15 protein-coding genes and 1 pseudogene are annotated in these 19072 nt (G+C 69.8%); 9 read left to right on the top strand and 7 right to left on the bottom strand.

The window, feature by feature from the left end:
- Positions 1 to 97: 97 nt before the first annotated feature.
- Positions 98 to 1756 (bottom strand): thiamine pyrophosphate-dependent enzyme, encoded by a 1659-nt coding sequence (locus AB0M82_RS06010; RefSeq protein WP_364718505.1) that lies wholly within the window; start codon positions 1754 to 1756, stop codon positions 98 to 100.
- 124 nt (positions 1757 to 1880) lie between these two features.
- Between AB0M82_RS06010 and AB0M82_RS06005 the strand changes: the two genes are divergently transcribed.
- Positions 1881 to 3161: a hydroxyacid-oxoacid transhydrogenase gene (locus AB0M82_RS06005; RefSeq protein WP_364718111.1), complete on the top strand. Its 1281-nt coding sequence runs from the start codon at positions 1881 to 1883 to the stop codon at positions 3159 to 3161.
- Entirely contained in the window at positions 3155 to 3568 is a 414-nt protein-coding gene (locus AB0M82_RS06000; RefSeq protein WP_364718110.1) for a thioesterase family protein, read from the top strand. Before AB0M82_RS06005 ends, AB0M82_RS06000 begins: the two co-directional genes overlap by 7 nt.
- On the opposite strand, the gene lanKC is transcribed toward AB0M82_RS06000, so the two are convergent.
- Positions 3554 to 6109 (bottom strand): class III lanthionine synthetase LanKC, encoded by a 2556-nt coding sequence (lanKC, locus tag AB0M82_RS05995; RefSeq protein WP_364718108.1) that lies wholly within the window; start codon positions 6107 to 6109, stop codon positions 3554 to 3556. The genes AB0M82_RS06000 and lanKC overlap by 15 nt on opposite strands.
- Before the next feature lie 399 nt (positions 6110 to 6508).
- Between lanKC and AB0M82_RS05990 the strand changes: the two genes are divergently transcribed.
- The 3 genes and pseudogenes from AB0M82_RS05990 to AB0M82_RS05980 all read left to right on the top strand — a co-directional run.
- Complete coding sequence (locus tag AB0M82_RS05990; RefSeq protein ID WP_364718107.1) at positions 6509 to 6874, top strand: hypothetical protein; 366 nt, start codon at positions 6509 to 6511, stop codon at positions 6872 to 6874.
- Positions 6875 to 6896: 22 nt separating this feature from the next.
- On the top strand, positions 6897 to 7268 hold the full coding sequence (locus AB0M82_RS05985; RefSeq protein WP_364718504.1) for a hypothetical protein: 372 nt from the start codon (positions 6897 to 6899) through the stop codon (positions 7266 to 7268).
- A gap of 72 nt (positions 7269 to 7340) precedes the next feature.
- A pseudogene (locus AB0M82_RS05980) lies at positions 7341 to 7472 on the top strand (trypsin-like serine protease); the annotation flags it as partial.
- A 70-nt stretch (positions 7473 to 7542) separates the two neighbouring features.
- Here AB0M82_RS05980 and AB0M82_RS05975 read toward each other — a convergent pair.
- Together AB0M82_RS05975 and AB0M82_RS05970 are read right to left on the bottom strand one after the other, a co-directional pair.
- Complete coding sequence (locus AB0M82_RS05975) at positions 7543 to 8043, bottom strand: histidine phosphatase family protein (RefSeq protein ID WP_364718105.1); 501 nt, start codon at positions 8041 to 8043, stop codon at positions 7543 to 7545.
- A 367-nt stretch (positions 8044 to 8410) separates the two neighbouring features.
- The gene (locus tag AB0M82_RS05970) at positions 8411 to 11371 is read right to left on the bottom strand and encodes a BTAD domain-containing putative transcriptional regulator (RefSeq protein WP_364718104.1); all 2961 of its coding nucleotides are present in this window, start codon (positions 11369 to 11371) and stop codon (positions 8411 to 8413) included.
- A 279-nt stretch (positions 11372 to 11650) separates the two neighbouring features.
- Between AB0M82_RS05970 and AB0M82_RS05965 the strand changes: the two genes are divergently transcribed.
- Positions 11651 to 12865, top strand: a complete 1215-nt coding sequence (locus AB0M82_RS05965) for a hypothetical protein (RefSeq protein WP_364718102.1) — start codon at positions 11651 to 11653, stop codon at positions 12863 to 12865.
- 212 nt (positions 12866 to 13077) lie between these two features.
- Here AB0M82_RS05965 and AB0M82_RS05960 read toward each other — a convergent pair whose 3' ends face one another.
- Positions 13078 to 15135: a tetratricopeptide repeat protein gene (locus AB0M82_RS05960; protein WP_364718101.1), complete on the bottom strand. Its 2058-nt coding sequence runs from the start codon at positions 15133 to 15135 to the stop codon at positions 13078 to 13080.
- A gap of 169 nt (positions 15136 to 15304) precedes the next feature.
- On the bottom strand, positions 15305 to 15667 hold the full coding sequence (locus AB0M82_RS05955; RefSeq protein WP_364718099.1) for a hypothetical protein: 363 nt from the start codon (positions 15665 to 15667) through the stop codon (positions 15305 to 15307).
- Between the two features lie 325 nt (positions 15668 to 15992).
- Here AB0M82_RS05955 and AB0M82_RS05950 point away from each other — a divergent pair, with 325 nt between their 5' ends.
- From AB0M82_RS05950 to AB0M82_RS05940, 3 genes are read left to right on the top strand one after another with little or no spacing between them, the layout of a single operon-like run.
- Positions 15993 to 16313 carry a hypothetical protein gene (locus AB0M82_RS05950; protein WP_364718097.1) on the top strand — a complete coding sequence of 107 codons (321 nt, stop codon included), beginning with the start codon at positions 15993 to 15995 and terminating at the stop codon, positions 16311 to 16313.
- Complete coding sequence (locus tag AB0M82_RS05945; RefSeq protein ID WP_364718095.1) at positions 16306 to 17472, top strand: putative T7SS-secreted protein; 1167 nt, start codon at positions 16306 to 16308, stop codon at positions 17470 to 17472. The genes AB0M82_RS05950 and AB0M82_RS05945 overlap by 8 nt, the downstream gene beginning before the upstream one ends.
- Positions 17473 to 17507: 35 nt before the next feature.
- Positions 17508 to 17933 carry a contact-dependent growth inhibition system immunity protein gene (locus AB0M82_RS05940; protein WP_364718094.1) on the top strand — a complete coding sequence of 142 codons (426 nt, stop codon included), beginning with the start codon at positions 17508 to 17510 and terminating at the stop codon, positions 17931 to 17933.
- An 87-nt stretch (positions 17934 to 18020) separates the two neighbouring features.
- Here AB0M82_RS05940 and AB0M82_RS05935 read toward each other — a convergent pair whose 3' ends face one another.
- Complete coding sequence (locus tag AB0M82_RS05935) at positions 18021 to 18854, bottom strand: MarR family transcriptional regulator (protein WP_364718093.1); 834 nt, start codon at positions 18852 to 18854, stop codon at positions 18021 to 18023.
- Between the last annotated feature and the right edge of the window lie 218 nt (positions 18855 to 19072).

Below are 19072 nucleotides of genomic sequence, written 5' to 3'. Positions count from 1 at the left end.
GGCGAACCACCACCGGAACACCGCCAGGCTACCTGAGCCAAGGCCGTGCTACCACACGACATTCCCGACGTTTTCCGAATGAAACCGGCCGAAACCCTTACTGGGCGGGCGGTTGCGGACGGGCCTGGCCGAGCAGGGCCGACAGCCGCACGTCCGGGGTCACGACGTCGGGGTCCGTGCGCACGTCGATGACGCACGGCCGCTGCCGCACCAGCGCGCTGGCGATGATCGGCTCGAGCTCCTCGCGATCGTCCACCGTGTACCCGGCCGCCCCCAGCCCACGCGCCCACGAAGCGAAGTCGGTCAGCGGGATGGAGACCCCGGAGAGCCGGCCGTGTGTGCGGGCCTGGTGCATGGCGAGCGCGCCGTGCACGCCGTTCTGGAACACCACCACCATCACCGGCGCCCGGTACCGGACGGCCGTTTCGATTTCCTGCCCCGTCATCAGCGTACCGGCGTCCCCCGCCATGGCCACCACGGTCCGCCGCGGCTCGACCAGCTTCGCCGCCACGGCGGCCGGCACGGCGTAGCCCATCGCGGCGTTGCTCGGGCCGAGCTGGCTGCGCGGCGCCGTGAAGCACCAGTAGCGGTGCATGAACTGCGCGAAGTTGCCCGCGTCGCTGGTCACGATGGTGTCCTCGGGCGCGAGCTTCCGCAGCGCGCGGACGACGTCGACCGGGTGCACCCGGGTGTTGCCGCTGGTGTCGGGCGGGGTCATGAAGGTGTGGACGGCCGCGTTCGCCGCCGAAGCCCGCCTCGTCCGCGGCGAAGCCACCGCGCGCAGCTCCCGCAGGAACGGCTCGACCTCGGAGTCGACGCGAAACGTCAGTCCTCGCCGCTTCGGGCTGACGTCGATGCCGGTACCGACCATGACCAGCGTCTGCTGGGCCGTCGGGTAGCGGTAGGCCTGGGTCGTCACCTCGTCGAGCTGGGTGCCGAGCGCGAGGACGAGGTCGGCGCGCTCGAGCGCGTCCAGCTGCCGGGCCGGGATGCCGAGCCCGAGGTGACCGGCGTAGCGCGCGTGGTTCTCCGGGAACGCGTCCTGCCGCCGGAAGGCGTTGTAGACGGGCAGCGCGAGTTCGTCGGCGACCAGGATGAGCTCGTCCCGCGCGGACCGGGCCCGGCCGCCGACGATGACCACCGGGTACTTGGCCTCGTCCACCAGCTGGGCCACGGCGTCCGCCGAACGGCCCAGTGTGCCGGAAGCCGGCGGCCGGACCCGCGCCATCGGCTTCGCCGCGTCGTAGGGCATGCCCCAGACATCGCAGGGCACGCCGAGCACGACCGGCCCCGGCCGGCCCTCCTGCGAGGTGGTCAGCGCGTGCGCGAGCAGCGCGGGGAGGCCGTCCGGGTCGGTCACCCGCAGTGTCGACTTGGCGATCGACTCGAACATGGCCGTCAGGTCCGACGTCGGCAGTTCGCCGGACGACGACGGCATCGGCTCGGTCGCCGGCGTCTCCAGCAGGACGATCATCGGCGTCTCGTCCTGGTAGGCCGTCTGGACGCCGATCGCCAGGCTCGCCGCGCTCGGGCCCCGGCTGGCGAGCAGCACGGCGGGACGCTCGGTGAGCTTGCCCTCCGCCTCCGCCATGAACGCCGCACCCGCGTCGTGGCGCGCCGAGACCAGCGTGATCTCCCGCTCGCGCTGCAGCGCGTCGAGCAGATCGAGGAAGGACTCACCGACCGCCGCGTACACGCGACGGACACGCGCCTCGGTCAGGATCCGCACGGCCGTCTGGGCGACGGTCGCTCCCAGTTGGTATCTAATGAGGAGAGCTTAGGCGGGCACCGTTCAGTGCAGTCAAGTGATCTTCGCCGAAACCCGGCAAGGATGGACCGAATGTCCGCTTTGACCGACCGCCGATCATGGGAGCGAGGACTTGGCCACCACAGAACATGAAACAGTTTTTACCTATGGCGCACCAGGGTTGAAGTACGGCACCGGCGCCAGCGACGAAATCGGCTACGACCTGACCCAGTACGGCGTGCACCGCGTGCTCGTCGTGACGGACCCGCAGGTGGCCGCGACCGGCTGGCCGCGCCGCATCGCCGACGGCATCGCGGGCTACGGCATCGAGGCCGAGATCTTCGACGGCGTACACGTCGAACCCACCGATGTCAGCATGCAGAAGGCGGTTGACTTCGCGCGCGGAACCGGTCCGTACGACGCCTTCGTCGCCATCGGCGGCGGGTCCAGCATCGACACCGCCAAGGCCGCGAACCTGCTGACCAGCAACGACGGCGAACTGATGGACTACGTCAACGCGCCGGTCGGCGGCGGCCGCGCCCCGGACCGCCCGCTCAAGCCGCTGGTCGCGGTGCCCACCACCACCGGCACCGGGTCCGAGAGCACCACGGTCTGCGTCCTGGACGTGTTGTCCCTGCGCGTCAAGAGCGGGATCAGCCACCTGCGGCTGCGCCCGACCCTGGCCGTCGTCGACCCGCGGCTGACCGTCAGCCAGCCGGCCGGCGTCACCGCCGCCAGCGGCATGGACATCCTGTGCCACGCCGCGGAGAGCTACACCGCCAAGCCGTACACCGAGTTCGCGCGCAAGCGCCCGGAGCAGCGCGTGCCGTACTGCGGCTCGAACCCGCTGGCCGACATGTTCGCCGAGCAGTCGCTGCGGCTGCTGTCGTGGGCCCTCCCCGCCGCGGTCCGCGACGGCGCCGACTTCAAGGCGCGCGAGGCCATGGCCTTGGCCGCGACGTTCGCCGGGCTCGGGTTCGGCAACGCCGGCGTGCACATCCCGCACGCGAACGCGTACCCGATCGCCGGGCAGGTCAGAGACTTCCACCCGGACGGCTATCCGGGCGAAGAACCCATGGTGCCGCACGGCATGGCCGTCTCGCTGACCGCACCCGCCGCGTTCCGCTTCACCTTCGCCGCCGCCCCGGACCGCCACCTGCGCGTCGCGCGCCTGCTGGCGCCCGACTTCGAGTGGCCCGGCGACTTCGCCGACCACCTGCCCGCGGTGCTGATCGACCTGATGCGGCGGATCGGCATCCCGGACGGCATCGGCGCGGTCGGCTACACGGAGTCCGATGTGGACTCGCTGGTCGAGGGAACCCTCAAGCAGCAACGGTTGCTGGCCACCGCGCCGCGCGAGGCGTCCGCGGAGGACCTGTCGGGCATCCTGCGCGAGTCGGTGTCACTGTGGTGAACGGGTATCCGCACTGGCAGGCGATTCCGTTGCGCTGGAAGGACAACGACGTCTACGGGCACGTCAACAACGTCGTGCACTACTCGTTGATGGACACCGTGATCAACACCTGGCTGATCGAGCAGGGCGGCCTCGACATCGAAACCGGGACGGTGATCGGGCTGTGCGTCGAGTCGCGCTGCGGGTACCACTCGTCGGTTTCCTTTCCCGGTTCGCTGCGGGTGGGATTGCGCGTGGCACACCTCGGGAAGTCCAGCGTGCGCTACGAAATCGGGATGTACGCCGCCGACGAGTCCCTGGTCGCGGAAGGACACTTCGTGCACGTCTTCGTGGACCGCGAGACACGCCGGCCGACGCCGGTCTCCGGCAAGCTGCGTGCGGCGCTGGAAGCACTACAGCCCGGCTGACGGCATGCCGCCCAGGAAGGGCAGCGCCTCCTTGCCGTCCAGGAGGGCGGCGAGGGCGAGGAGGATCCCCGCGCCGCCGGTCTTGACGTCCATGGACAGGCGCAGCAGCTGGTGGCCGGGGAAGGCGAGGCCGCCCTTGAACGGCACCGCGTACCAGGCCAGCCACGCCAGGTGCCGGTCGATCGCCGCCCGGGTCGGCGCCGCGGGGTCCGGGTCCAAGCCCAGCGCCACGGCCAGGCCGCACCGGCCGTGGAGCAGACCGGGATGCGTGACGAACTCGCCGCGGCACGCTTCGCGCAGGCCGGGGCGGCTTTCGCCGGCGGCCGCGTCCGGGCGGTGCCGCGCCAGCTGCTCGGCGACCAGGAGGATCCCGGCACTGCCGATGCCGGCGTAGGGCAGCGTGCGGGCCGAGCCGTCGCGGACCCGCAGCGACCCGTCGCCGGCCTCGACGCATTCTTCGAGGTCACGGCGCAGTGCTTGGTCGGCGAAGGACAGCCACGTGGGTTCGCCGGTGCGCTCGAAGAGCCGGACGAACAGCAACGCGGGCCCGGACCAGCCGGACAGCAGCCCGGCGCGGCCGGAATCCCCGGGCAGCGCCGCGGTTTCCAGCGCCTCGGCCAGCCGGACGGCCGTGGTCAGCGCCTGGCGGCCGTACTCGTTGTCCTGGCGGACCGTCGCGAAGTGCAGCATGGTCAGCCCGATGCCGGCCAGCCCGCGCTCCAGCGAATGGTCGGTCGTCTGCTCGACGAGCCGCGCGGACGACGCCAGCAGCTTGCTCGCCTCGTCGTGGTAGCCGAAGTTCTCCAGCACGTAGGCGATGCCGTAGCTGCCGTCGTAGAAGCCGGGCCGGGCCGGCGGGTCACGGCGGACCGACTCGAGCAGCCAGCGCTCGTGCTCGGGAAACCGGCCGGCGCCGATGACCTCGAGGGCGTGCAGCACGCCCGCGGCACCGACGCCGAAGCAGGCGCCGCCGACCCGGAACTGCTCGATGTCGCCGGGGAACAACCGGTCCTGCCGCTGGGGCGTCGCGCCGGCCAGAATGGCCTCGGCGATCTGCTTGCGGACCAGCGGCCAGTCCGGTTTCTCTTGGTCGAGCCCGGTGTGGATCGGTGCCGGCTCCCCGGAGGCGGCACGCGGAGCCAGCACCGCGACTGCGGCGTCGACGTACCCCTCGGGCAGCGCGAACCGGCGTCCGACGAAGCCGGCGATGCCCCGCAGCTTCGCCGGGGCGAGCTCCGTCAACGGGAAAAGCGGCAGGAACAGCCACAGCCGCAACGCGGCGACGGCGTGCTCGTCGATCTCGAAGCCGGTGCGGTCGGCCGGGGCGCGGAACCCGGGCGCAGCGAGCGCCGGGTGGCCGCCGGACTCGACGTCGAAGGCCGTCTCGAAGCCGATCAGCGAGATCCGGTCGTCGTGGTCCTCGTCGATCAGGATGTTCCGCGGGCACAGGCCGCCGAAGACGATGCCGCGGGCGTGGACGGCCTCCATCGTCTTCTCGACCCGGGCGACCACGTCCAGCGCGCGCCTGGCGTAGTCGGCGAGGTCCGCGTCGCTCGCATCCTTCCTGGTCAGCGGGTAGTGGCGGGTCAACCAGGTGTCCAGCGAGTTGCCCGGCATGTGCTCCATGGCCAGGTAGTGGTGCTCCCGGACGGTGAAGCGCTCGAAGGCCCGCGGCACGCCGGGGACACCGGCCAGCCGGTCGAGCACCTCGTGCTCGCGGCGCAGCCGTTCGACGGCGTCGATCCGCGCCGGGTCGAGGCCGGCGTACGGCCGGGCCTCCTTGAGGACGACCTGGTCGCCGCCCGCCTCGGGGTCGGCGAGGTGGACGCCGCCGCCGTTCGAAAGGCGCGGGGAACTCGTGATCCGGTAGGGGAACCGGGTCGAGTCGCCGCTCTTGCGCGCGGCGATGCTGCTCCGCAAACAGGCCGGAATCTTGACCCAGCCGGGAACGGAGAACGTCGGCTCCCGCTTGTCGGGCACGATTCTGCCGTCCGGCTTGCGGATCGCCGGGACGCGGCGGCCGCCGTGTTCGATCCACTGTTCGCCGAATCCGCCGTAACGGACGTAGAGTGGTCCGTCGCCGTATCGCAGGTCGCCCGGGATATCCGCGCCGTGCTCGCCTTCCAGCCGCGCCGACAGGTCTTCGAGAACTCGCTCCAGTTCGTTGTCGTCGGCCGGGTAAATGGTCACCAGCTTGGCGCCGCCGTCTCGCGGCGCGTATTTCGAATTCCGCGCGAGCAGCGTCAACGCCGAGCGGAGGTGCTTGTAGGGGATCCGGTGCTCGACGCAGTACTCGTGCACTGGCACGAGTACGCGGCGGGCGTTGTCCGGACCGGCGGAAACGTGGATTTTCCACCCCTGGCCGGGCAGAGCGCGACCTTCGGGGCGCAGCACGCGCCAGCCGCCGCGGTCGGCGCCGCCCCAGCCGGCGGCCGGCAGCGGCAGCGCCGTGGCGAAATCGTCGATCGGCGCGCCGGTTTCCGGTTGTTCGTCGTAGAACCACGGGTCGGCGAAGCAAAAAGCTTCATAGCGCGGATCCATCCGAGATTCCCCCTCCGTACGATCCCGGCACGTCGCGGCGCCAGGATGAGGAATATTCCCTCATACCGGCCGCGTCTGAGCAAATCCGCCAAGCCGGGGTTTCAACTGGGCTATCCGAGGTAGGCAAAAACGTCGCTTACCGCCCAGTAGTCGAACCCAGAGTGCTTCCCCGGCGGCAGCCACCACCCTGTAGAGGGGTAACACGAAGGTTCTTCCGGCATCCCACCGCATTGGCAGAATGCCATCAAAGCCCGGCTCGTGATCACTCTCTCCGATCGGCCCTGGCCCCGTGACCACCACCGGGCCGGATGGCCCGCGTCACGCCCCGGCCCCCTCGGCGGACGGCCCCGCCGGTTCCACGGAGTAAGTTGGCGCCCGGCGGACCGGAAGGAGGAACGCGTGATCTTCGGATTCGCCGTGACGGTCGCCGTGGCTGCCACGCTCGTCGCGCTTTGGAGCTTCGTCCAGACGGCTCGCAACCGGCTGCCCGACAACCCGCTCTTGGTCGCGCTCACGGTGCTCGAACTGCTGCTGGTGGTCCAGCTGGTGATCGGGATCGTGCTGCTCGCCGGCGGCGACAAGCCCGGCAGCCTGGCGACCTACCTGGCCTACCTGATCGGCAGCCTGGTCGTGCTGCCGGTCGGCGCCGCCTGGGCGCTGGCCGAGCGGAGCCGGTCGAGCACGGCGGTGCTCGGCATCGCCTGCTTGGCCATCCCGGTGATGGTGCTGCGACTGAACGAGGTGTGGAGTGGAGCGACAGCGTAGGACGGCCGGCGGCCCCGGACGGGTGCTCGTCGCCGTGTACGCGATCTTCGCGCTGGCGGCGACGTCGCGGGCGGGCGTCCAGATCAGCACGAAGTTCCACGAAGCCCCGCTGGCCTACCTGCTCTCGGCGTTCGCCGCGGTCGTCTACATCGTGGCGACGATCGCGCTCGCCCGGCGCGGTGACGGCTGGTGGCGCGTGGCCCTCGCGGCCTGCTCGATCGAGCTGCTGGGCGTCCTGACCATCGGCACGCTGAGCCTCGTCGACGCGGCCGCGTTCCGCCACCCGACCGTCTGGTCGGTCTACGGCGAGGGCTACCTGTTCATCCCACTGGTGCTGCCGGTCATCGGGCTGTACTGGCTGCGCCGGACCGCCCCGGCGAAGGTCGCGGTCTGAGCGTCGCCGCAGTCACGCCGCCTCCCCTCCGTGGGTCGAGCGCGGAACAGTACGGGAACTGCACGTAGCTGCGACTCGGGCGGCCCGATGTTCGCCTCCGGCCGCCAGGTCGGCGTCGCTTCGACCAGCGACCGGTCGAACAACACCGCGTACACGAACGTCACGCGTTATCGCAGCTGGATTTCCCAGGTCGCCGGGGTCTGAATTCCCGGGCCCGATTCACGGAAAGGGCCCGGCGGCGCGGCCGGGCCCTTTCGCCGTCGTCGTCAGGAATCTAGTCGCGCGGCCGGAAGAAGGCGACGAGCCGGGCTTTCGTGAGCGCGTCCCAGCCATCGGTGGTCTCGAGCACGGCGGCGGCACCCGTGGGGAACTTGGCCTGGACGTCCCGAGTGTCCTCGCCCTCGCCGGCGAGGTGCAGGGTCAGCTCGCCGACACCGGGCTCGTGCGCGATGAGAGCGAGGGTGGCGACTCCGGGCGGCGTCCGACGTACGGCGTTCAGCAGATCGGGGACGTCGGCGCCGTAGAGGTCTTCGTCGTACCTGACGGCCGGCGCGGCGGGAAGTTCGCCGGTGACGTACTGGCAGGTCTCCCTGGTCCGGCGGGCGGTGGAACAGAAGACCAGGTCGGGAACGTGCCCGGCTTCGGCGAGCCAGCGGCCGAGCCTCGGCGCATCACGAAGCCCACGAGGCGATAGCGGGCGTTCGTGGTCGGGAAGGTCGTGCGACCAGTCCGACTTGGCGTGGCGGACAACGATGAGCCACCTGGTCGAGTCCATGTTCACCGCCTGTCCCCTGGGCCGACTCTTCCGTCACAGTAGCCGAGGGGCCGAGGTGCCCAGCGCCGCTGGGCACCTCGAACTCACTAGCACCAAAACCAGAACCAGTGGAACATCTACTTCCTCTCGAAATTCACCACATACGCGAAACATTCAGGCGAGGACGAAAGAGCAATCCTCTGTTGACGCGGAGATTAAGGCAAGGAAGAGCCCAGCGCAAGCCTCTTACGAAGATCCAGTTACTTACAGTCGTGTCCGTAAATTCCTTCGAGGCTGCGACCCACTCGACAGTGGGCAACACCTGCACGTTCGCCCACCGACAGCTAGTGAGAGCCCACGAACGTTCAGTGATTCACACTTTAGTGCGCTATGAGGAGTGACGACGGGGTGGGGCAGGAAGGGAGATCGTGTCCTCGTCGCTGACCCGGGAGGCCGGGACGTCGGGCGCGTCGGGCGCGTCGGGCGCGACGCCGAGGTCGGCCAAGAGCCACTCGACCCGCTCGGCCCGGCGGTGGCGCTCCCGGTCACGGTACAGCCCCGCGGCGCGGTTCCAAGCGGTCCGCGCTGGTTCCAGGTCGCCGCGACGCGCCAGGACAGACCCGAGAGCGGTCAGCGCCCGCGCTTCTCCAGTGGCGGTATGCGACCGCTCAGCGAAGACCACCGCTTCCCTGGCGAATCGCAGTGCGTCGTCGAGCCGGCCTTCGGCAAGTGCCAGGTTGGCCCGCGCGGTGTGGAGCCGCATTACCGCCGACAGATCACGCACTTTGGCCAGCAGCGGGAGTGCCTCACGGCAGTGCGCGTGTGCCGGACCGAACTCGGCGAGATCGGTGTGGACGCCGACCAGTTCGGTATGCGTTTCGACCAGACCCGACGCGTCGTCGAGCTCACGACGCAGGAGCAGGGCCTGCTGCAGGTGCTCGAGCGCGCGATACGGCCGGTCGAGCTCGGCCAAGGTCTTGGCCAGGTTGTGCTCCGCTTTGGCCTGCCGCTCCATGTCACCGATCTCGTGGGCGGCGAGGGCGCATTCCTCGTACAACGCTGCCGCCTGACCGAGCCGGCCGGCATGCCGGTGGCGGTGCCCCATGTTGAGCTTGACGGTGAGCACGGCGAACGGGACGTCGTGCGCCGTCGCGAGTTCGAGAGCCTGCCGCAAGTGGGTCTCCGCGATCGCGTCGCGGCCGGTCAGCAGGTGGATGTAGCCGAGATCGTTCAGGCAAGCCATGCGAGCGAGCTCGTTTCCCAACGCGGCGGCGGACCGCGCGGCGACAGCCAGGCCCGCGATGATGTCGTCGAAGTACCCGAAGCGGTTCAGGATCCCACCGGTGACGTGCGGGAACCGCCAGGCGAGCTCGTGCAGGCCGTGTTCGGCCGCGTAGCCGACCATCGCGGTGAGGTTCGCGCGCTCACGCAGGCACCAGCGCATCGCGGCGAGGGGATCCGTGAACCGGTCGGGCCGGCAGCCCGGTTCGACAGGCGGCATCTTCGGTCCGATCCCGTGCGGGTGGACGATCCGGTGCGCGTTGTGGGCGGTGTGCAGATAGTAGGAGACCATCCGCCGGCGCGGCCCATCGACCGGCACGCCCGGCGTGTTCAGGGCCCGGGCGAAGTGGTGGAACAGGTCGTGAATGCGGTAGCGGTCGCCGTCGCCGGGTTGCTGGACGAGATGAGCCGCGACGAGCAGGTCCAGTGCCCGCCGGCCGGCCGCCACCGAGACACCGGCCGCCGAAGCCAGTACCTCGACGCCGGCCTCGGGGCCTGGATGCAGGCCGAACACCCGGAAAGCCTCCTGCGCGGCCGATTCAAGGCACTGGTAGGACCAGGAGAACGCCAAGAACAGGTTCATCTCCTCGCCGTCGCCGTCATCGCTGATCGTCAGCAGGGTGTCGGGGTCGCTGACCTGCTCGACGATGGTCTGCAACCGGCTGCCCGCCCGGCTGGCGGCCCGTTCGGCGACGATGGTCAGGGCCAGGGGAAACCCGTTGCACAGCAGCGCCAGGTTCGCGACCGCCTCCGGTTCGCGCACCGACCGGTCGCCCAGCCGCCGGCGGAGCAACTCGGCCGACATCTCGCGGGAAAGCGGGGCGAGGGTGAGCGTCGGGCACTGGTGACGCCGGACGAGGGCTTTCAGCCGCCGCCGCGCGGTGATGATCACCGCGCAGTCGGACAGGACACCGAGCAGCGGCTCGACGTGCGCGGTGTCCTCGGCGTTGTCCAGGACGACCAGCATCGGCCGATCACTCAGGAGACTGCGCAGCCGGGCGGCCCGCCCGGCCGCGCCGACGATCTGGTCGACGGGGTAGTTCAGCGCGGACAGGAGCGCGCCGACGACGTCGGCGGACTCGACCCGCGGCGCGGGACCCACCCCGTGCAGGTCGATCACCATGACGCCACCAGGGAAGCGCGCTGCGGCCCGCGTGGCCCAATGCACGACCGTGCTGGTCTTGCCGACGCCTGGGGGACCCGTCACCGCGACGACGGTCGGCACGAACGCCGCGCCGGCGGGGGTCAACGCGGCGTCGAGGTCCGCGAGGATGTCGGCGCGGCCGGTGAAACCGGACACGTCGCGTGGCAGTTCACGCAAGGGCACAAGGTAAGGCCGATCGGCCGGGCCCGGGTCCGTGCCCGCGGGAAGGGGCTCGGGCGCCCGAAGGTGGTCCTGCAGCGCACGGAGGTCCTCGGCGGCCTGGTCGTCGCCGGTCTTGCGGAAATACCGATACATGTCGACGTAGTACTCGTTGCGCGCTGCGTAGCGGCCGACGGCGGTGAGCGCCTGCAGACGCAGCTTGGCGAACCAGAGTTCGGTGGCGTACTCGCGGCTCAGTTCGTCGAGCAGCAGCAGGGCCTCGTCCGGGCGCCCGACGATGAGCAGCTCCGAGAGCAGGAACGTATTGGCGGGAATCCAGTAATTGACGGTAACGGAAGTCCGCCAATTCTGCGCCGGTTCGGAGGTGATCCCGGCGAGCGGTTCGTCGCGCCACAACGCCAGCGCCGCGCGAGCCGCTTCGCACGCTTCACGGTGCTCGTCCTGGTCACTCAGTTCGTGCGCACGCCGCATCGCCGAGCGGAAGGCGTGGAAATCGATCAGCTCAGGGTCGATCTCGAGCTGGTACCCGCCGCTGATCGCGACGATCTTCGCGGGCGCGCCCGCCTGGTCCAGCGCTTGACGGATCCGCGCGACACACTTGTAGAGCGCGCCTCTCGGTGCGCGCGGCCGGACTTCGTCGTCGTTCCAGGCCCAGGTGACCAAGGTGTCGATCGACATCCGCCGGCCCGGCTGGGTCAGCAGCGCGGCGACGACGTTGCGTTCGCGCCTGTGGGTCCACCTCACGCTCAAATTCCCGTGCATACGCATCGTTGTCTGCCCGAGAATTCCGAACGTGATCTCCATTCTGCGTCCCCTCTCCGCAGAGTTGGCACGGCGGCCCGCTCCTACTCCCGAGTTTTGCATCCACCGGCCGGAAACGCTATGACGACCGGATAACAACGGGCGCCGGAAACGTCCGGTCGACTGGTTGTCAGTTTTTTGTCCAATGTCCGGATGTGCCTTGTCGAACGGTCGTTGCACGCTGGTCGCATGGTCGCGACGAATACGGGAGGGTGCGCGAACATGGACAGGTGGATTCGTGGGCCGATCGGACTGGACGCCGATCGGCGGATCACCAGACCCGGATGCCGGAACGCGGTCGTGGTCGTGCCCACCATGACCGCGGGCACCCGGTTGCTGGACGTGCTGCCGTTGCTGGAGGCGGATCACCGGGTGCAGACGGTGTTCACGGTGCCGCACACAGGCGACGGCTGGCACGGCGTGGAGGAGTTCGTCCGGGCCCAGCACGGATTGGTCCTGCCCTGGCACCAGGCCGTGCAACACCGCTTCGACCTGGTGCTGGCCGCCAGCCACCGGCACCTCGACGAGCTGCACGGCCCGATCCTGCTCCTCGCGCACGGCGCGGGGACGGCCAAATCGCGGCGCCACAGCCGGAAGGCCGGCGCCGCGACGAACCCAACGACCGGGCTCGACCGTGAGCTGCTCACCTATCGCGGGCGGATCCTGCCCGCCGTCCTGGGGCTGGCGACCGACGCGGAGCTCGCGGCGCTTCGGCGGTCGTGTCCGGAGGCGGTACCGCGGGCACTGGTGGCCGGGGACATCTGCCTGGACGAGATGCTCGGCAGCATCCCCCTGCGGGAGAACTACCGGCACGGGCTGGGCGTCAAGCCAGGGCACCGGCTGGTCACCGTCAGCTCGACCTGGTCGACCGACTCGGTGTTCGGGCGGCTTCCCCGGCTGTGCCGCGCGTTGCGAGACGCACTTCCACCCAGCCGCTACGCCGTCGCGGCCGTCCTGCATCCGAACGTCTGGACCGTGCACGGACGGCGTCAGGTCACCGCGTGGTTCGCGGATTGCCTCCGCGACGGTCTCCTGCTCATCCCGCCCGACCAGGGCTGGCAGGCGACCATGGTGGCTTCGGACTGGGTGATCGGCGACTACGGCTCGACCACCGCCTACGCGGCGGCGCTCGGCCGCCCGGTCACCGTCGCGGCGGATGGCGGCTCGGCGATCCGCACCGGCAGTATCGCGGATCTGGTGTGTCGCAACGCTCCTGGGCTGAGGTGCGACGTAGCCCTGCCGCTGCAGGAGGAAATCGCTTCGAGAGCGAGTGAGCGTCTTGCCCGGGTTGTCCGGGCGGCGATCACCTCCCGGCCCGGTCAGGCCGCCGCCCTCCTCAGGTCGGCGATGTACGAGCTCCTCGCGTTGCCAGAGCCGGACGGCGAAGCAAGCGCGCGATTGCTGCCGTCGCCAAACCCGCTTCGGGACGTCGCGTGACGGGCCCGGACACGCTTGGGGTCGTGGTGTGGCGCGAACGCCGGGTGCCGGGTGTCTGGCACCTGCGGCTCACCCGGCCAGGCTGGGCCGCCGACGTGCTGGTCGTCGCGGACGAAGCGCCGGCCGCTTGGTGCGAGGCCGGCGACGTGCTGGTGTGCCGGAACTCCACTGATCGCGCGGCGGCGGTCTTGGCCGCGAGGCGGGCGTTGCGATCAGCGGCCGGAGCCGAGACCGCGCTCGCCGGCTTCCCCGGCGGCTGTGCCTGGGCCATCCGTGGCCGCGGCGGGTTTCGCGATTTCGCCGGCCCGTGGGTCCCCGAGCCGGACGTAGAGTTCGCGTGCCTCGGCGCGGTGACGGCGGCCGTCCTCCTCATGGCCGGCTTCCTGTTCGGCCTGCCCGAGGGCCGACAGCACTTCGGCCGTGTAGTAGGGCGAGTCGAGATCGCGGACGACCCGTAACGCCTCCTTGAGGACTCGGCGGGCTTCGTCGTGCCGGCCTTGCCTCGAGCGCAGCGTGGCGACGGCCGTGGCGGCCCTGGCGTGCTGGACCGGATCGCCGAGCTCGGCCATCGCCGTCGCCGCCGCGGTCAGCTCGGTGATGGCCTCTTCGTCGCGCCCGAGCATGGCCAGGACCTCGCCGCACCGGCGCCGGCACAACGCGACCCCGCGGGGGATGCCGAGATGCTCCTGCAGTTGTGCGGCCTGCTGGTAGTACCCGAGGGCGGCCGGCAGATCGCCCTGGCCGCGCGCCGCGCGCCCGAGCTGGGCGAGCGCGGTCGCCCGGGTGGAGCCGTGCGCCTGCTGCTCGCCGAGGCGCAACGCGATCAGGTTCTGCGCAATGGCGTCGTCAAAGCGGCGCAGTTTCGCGTACGCGAAACCGAGCTGCGAACGGAGTCTCGCCTCCACCAGCGGAACGTCGCAGCGCTGGGCGGCGGCTACCCCCGCGGTGTGCATCGCCAACCAGGGCTCGTAGTCGCGGTGGTGCAGGAAGAATCCCCAGGACGCCTCACAGAACTGCCAGAGTTCTTCGTCCCACTGCCGCCGCCTGGCCTCGGCGACCGCCGCACGGATCGATCGGAGGTCACGCCGCCACCAGGCCACCGCGGCCGCCCGGTCCGGAAACGCTTTGCCGTGTTTGCCCGGTGGGGTGACGCCGAGTCGGGGACGCTGTGGATGGATCAGGTCGTCCGCGGCCTGCGCCCGGGTGAGATACCACCGAGTGAAGCCGCGGACGACGACGGCCTGGTCCGCGGGTTCGAGCTCCCGCTCCGCGCGCAGGCGGGCGTCCCGGCGCAACAGATCGTGCTGGGCGACGCGGTCGTCCGCGGCGTCGGCGAGGAGGTTGACCGCCACGAGCGCGTCGACGGCGTCCTCGACTTGCGCGGAAGGCTCGCCGAGGACGTCAGCGAGCGCGTCGACCGAGACGTCCGGGCCGGGATGCAGGCCGCAGGCGCGGTACACCCGGGCGGCCCTGTCGGGCAGTTCGGCGTACGACGTGTCGAAGACGGCCTGCATCTCACGCACGTCATCGGGCGCGCGGGTGCCCGCACCGAGGTGACGCGCGTACGTGTTCGCCTCCCGGGCTATACTCCGTAACGGACGGGTGCGCAACCGTGCGCCGATGATGCCGAGCGCGAGCGGCAGGCCACCACAGATCTCGATGATCGTCCCGGTCGCGTCCGGTTCCGCCGCGAGTCGGCCGGTTCCGACGAGCTCGCCGAGCAACCGCCGCGAGTCGTCCGGAGTCAACGGAGCGAGGTCGAGCAGTTCCGCACCGTCCATCGCGAGTCCGGTGAGCTGCCGCCGGCTCGTCACCACGACCATGGCCGACGCGGTGGCGGGCAGTAGCGCGCGCACTTGCGCGGCGGATACTGCGTCGTCGAGCAGGATGCCGACGAACCTGTCCGCGACGGCGGCCCGGAACATGGCCGACCGCTGGCCGGGGTGCGGCGGGATCGTGTCGGCGGGGATGCCGATCGTGGCGAGGAACCCGAAGAGGATCTCGCCGGTGGGCACCGGATCGCCGCCGGGTTCGGACAGGCGCGTGTAGAGGAGCCCGCCAGGGAACCAATCGCGGCGATCACTCAGCCACCGCACGGCGACCGTCGTCTTGCCGACCCCGCCGATGCCGCTCAGCACCACGATCGGTGGCCGATCCGCCCGCCGCCGCCACGTCCGGTCCAGGTGGCTCAGCACGGCCTCCCGGCCGACAAAGCCGTCCGCCGGAGCCGGGATCTGGACCGGCGGCGTTCGCTCCTGTGTCTCATCCATCCGAGATCTCCCCGTGGGTCTCGAACTTTTCTTTCTACCGTCGGTCCGCCTAGGTGAGGCGGTTCGCCCGCAATTCCACTCGAACGCGCGTGCACGTGCACGCGAACTTTACGCACAGCGCCTAAAGAGGCCAGAAAGCAATACGGATTGCCGGTGATCTCATGCACATTCATCGGGCTTCGGGCTTGGCGCGGGTCGACGGGCGCAACTCGACACCTTCGCGGAGCAACAGTTCCCGGACGCGCTTGTAGTACAACCCGTGCGCCTCGGCGAGAGTGAGGATGCTCGCCCCGGCGCGGTACTCCTCAGCAAGCCTTTCCGGTGGAACGGGAGATTCCCGCGGACCCGGACGGGAGCGCAGCTCGACACCCGCCTTCAGCAGCCGCCGGCGCAGCCAAGAGTAGCTGAGGCCGCTCAACCGGGTCAATTCGGCGAGCGAAGCACCGCGCGCGTAGACCTCGGCGAGGAGGTTGTCCTGTTGATCGTGAGTAAGATCGGCGAACGTCCGGTAGGGCGACGTCCTTTCGTCCATGATGCCCCCGTCGCATCGTGGCTGGTGAGGAGGATCGCGTTCAGGCACAGACGACAGTCTGTGTGTCACATCGTCTTGACGAAGCTTTTGGTTACCGCACGTTGTGGTGAACCAACGGGAAATCTCTACGAAATCGTCGGCCACACCCCCGCGGATGATCAACGGAATTCGTTACGGAACCCCGCGATGCGGCAGGAGCACGCAGAACCACACCGGTGGTGCAGCGTCAGGGTGACGCGAACAGTCGGTCGACCGCTTGTCATCGGCGATCGATTCATCCACACTCGACGCGTACTGAACGTGTTCGAGGGGGATGGTTTCAGTAGTGGACGGTCCTGGGTTCCACGTCGATGTAGGCAAGGTCGAGGAAGCGGCGAACGGCATCAAGCGAAGCGTGACAGACCAGTCGAGCTTCGAACTGCGCGACCTGTGCGGTGACACCGGCCTGTACGGGCACGACAGGATCCATAACGCGCTGATGAACTTCTGCGTCCGCTGGAGCGACGGTCTCGATACCTTGACCGACGACGCGGAGGCGATCGGCGACGTCCTCGCCAAGGCAGCTGCCGCGTACCGGACAGCGGACTCCGTCGCTGCTGGCTCGCTCACCACCGACCCGGGCCAGGGACCGGTGGACGATGGCTGAGCTCGGAGACACCGACGATCCGATGGCCCTCGTTCCCGGCAAGCCCGAAGCGGTCGAGGAGAACGCGCGCGTACTCAAGGCTCGTGGCGACCTCGCCGGCCAAGCCGCCGACGGACTCAAAGCCATCGACACCGGAGCCTGGGTCGGTCCTGCCGCCCGCGCGTTCCATGACAAGTTCAGCTACGAACCGAACAAGTGGTTCGACGCCGCCGACGCCCTGCACCGCGGCGGATCGCTGCTGACCGACTACGCGCGCACGCTGCGTTGGGCACAAACCCAGGCCGGTGAAGCCATCGCTCAGTGGAACAACGCCCAAGCCCTCACCCAACAGGCCAAAGCCCGCCACGACGTCACTGCAGCCGAAGCGCAGGCGAACAGCCAACCCCCGCCACCGTTCACCGATCCGGGTGAAGCCGGACGGCAAGCCGCCCACGACACGCTGAACCGCGCCCGAGCACAGCTGACTGAGGCCGGGGACACCATCGCCGGCATGCTCGACACCGAAGCGGACGTAGCACCACAAGAGTCCAGCTGGCTCGACGACGCCGGCAATTTCCTCGCCGACTTCGGCGCCCATGCGGCGAACAGCCTCGCCTCGTTCGGCAACGCCATGCTCAACCATCCGGTCGACACCGCCGCCGCGGTCGGTGGAATCGCGCTGACCTACATCAGCTCGGCGGGCGAAGGCGCAGGACTCCTCCTCGACGCCACCGGCGTCGGCGCCATCGCCGGCGTACCCCTCAACGCCGTGTCCGCAGCCGGCATCGCTGTCGGCGGAACGATGACCGTCGGCGCCGTCGGCGACCTCGCCCGACACGCCATGACCGACGACCACGTCGAACCCGTCAAGCCACGAGCCAACCCGACCAAACCCACCAAGACGGACCGGCTCAAGGAACACCTCACCGACAAGGACCTCGACGGCGCCCGCCGCGAGCTGAACGGCGAAGTCGTCGCCCGCAAAGGCGACGGCACTCCCTGGGACCACGTCACCGAAGTCAGAGAAGCCCAGAACGGGCTCTCGAACCAAATCAACCGGCTGAAACGCCAGCTCAGCGACTCACGACTGGCACCAGAAGACCGCCCCGCCATCGAAGCCGAGCTGTCCGAGGCCAGCCGGCTGCTCGACTACAGTGAGCAGTGGGTACCACGCGGATAGCAGCCTCAGGTACACGACAGCTGACACGAGGAGCCATGGGGACCAGTCCTGACGTCGACGAATCGCTCACCCTCGAGCAGCTCGAAGACCGCCGCTGGGGCAACCCACCAGCCGACGCGACCCGGCTGATCAAGACCGTCTACGAGCTGCGTCACAAGCCGATCGGCGTCATGGACACCGAAGACCTCCGCGTCCTGCTGCTCCAGCAAGAGAGCGTCGACGTGCTGATCCCCCTTGCGCTGACCCACCTCGAGCAGAACCCCCTCGCCGAAGGCGACTTCTACCCCGGCGACCTCCTCACCGCCGTATTGAAGATCCCGCAGTCGTACTGGCAGCGGCGCCCCGACCAGCATCGTCGGGCATCAGCCGTGATCACAGCAGTCGAGGGCCTTGGCAACCTCGACGACCACGACGCACCACACGACACCATTTGGCAGCAGATCAACACGTTTCGCGGCTGACCCGCTGACGACTCATAAGTCGCTTCTGACGTCGTCGGAGACGTCGAGGTGACGGTTCACCGATCCTGTCAATGGTGTCGACCGCCGCTACATCGGGAATTCCTTCCGGAGGGCGGTTGAGATCGGTTCGAGGTCGGTGACGAGGCGGTCGAGTTCGCTGGCGTCCAGTGCGTTGTACGGCGCCTCGGCGAGCCGGTCGGTCAGCGCCTCGACTCGTTCCTTCGTGGCTCGGCCGGCGGCGGTGAGCCAGCCGTCGGTCCCGACCAGGCCGCGGGCGCGCATGCCGTCGATCACCGCGGTCAGTTGTGCGGCCGGGAGATGCCAGACCCGGCCGAACTCCTGCGCGGGCATGTCGACGGACAGGGCGTGGAGCACGTGGGCCTCCGTCCCGCCGATGCCCTCGGCCAGCAAAGCGACGGTGTGGCCGTCGCCGCGGTGCTCGCGCAGCATGGTGGCCGTGTGCCACAGCCGGGCCACGGGCTCCTGCGGCACCGGAAGCGCGCGCAGGGCGGCGTAGAGGGCGCGTCCCTCCACCGGTGCGCTGGTCGCCGCTTTCAGCAGGAGGTCGCCGGCGCGCGCGACGCCGGGTTCGTCGGCGAGTTCACCGAGGATCCGCCGCAGCCCCGCGACGCAGCCCCGCTCACGGGCGGCCAGCGCCGCCTCGGGCGTGGTCAGGTCCCAGACCCGGGGGATGTGGCGTGCCACCTCGCCGGGCGCGAAGTTGTAGAAGACCGCGTGGACCACCTCGGCCGGCACCGACCGGCCGAACGGCGCGGCCCGTCCGGCGAAGTAGGCGTCCCACTGGTTGCGCAGGCCCAGCGACATCAGGGCCTCGTCCGACTCGTCGGCGAAGTAGGGCACCAGGCCGATGGGCTCGACCAGGTCGTACATCAGGCGGGCTACGGGTTCCGGGTGCGACATCTCAGCCCCTGCGGGTCCTGGCGGCGCCTTCGTGGCGACCGCTCACCTACTCCACGAACGGCTCACACCGGATCCGACACCCAGCTTTTGCCCCACCGGCGGAATACCCCCGGACACGGGGGCGATTCACCCGATAGGGTGACCCCCGCACGAAGTTGATCTAGAAGATGTGGATGGTTAACGTGGGGAAAATCCGACGTCTGGCAACGATCACGACC

It is taken from the genome of Amycolatopsis sp. NPDC051128 (genome assembly GCF_040682715.1).
Classification (GTDB): domain Bacteria; phylum Actinomycetota; class Actinomycetes; order Mycobacteriales; family Pseudonocardiaceae; genus Amycolatopsis.
Note: the sequence above shows the minus strand (reverse complement) of the source record. Positions and strands in the feature narration are given on the sequence as shown.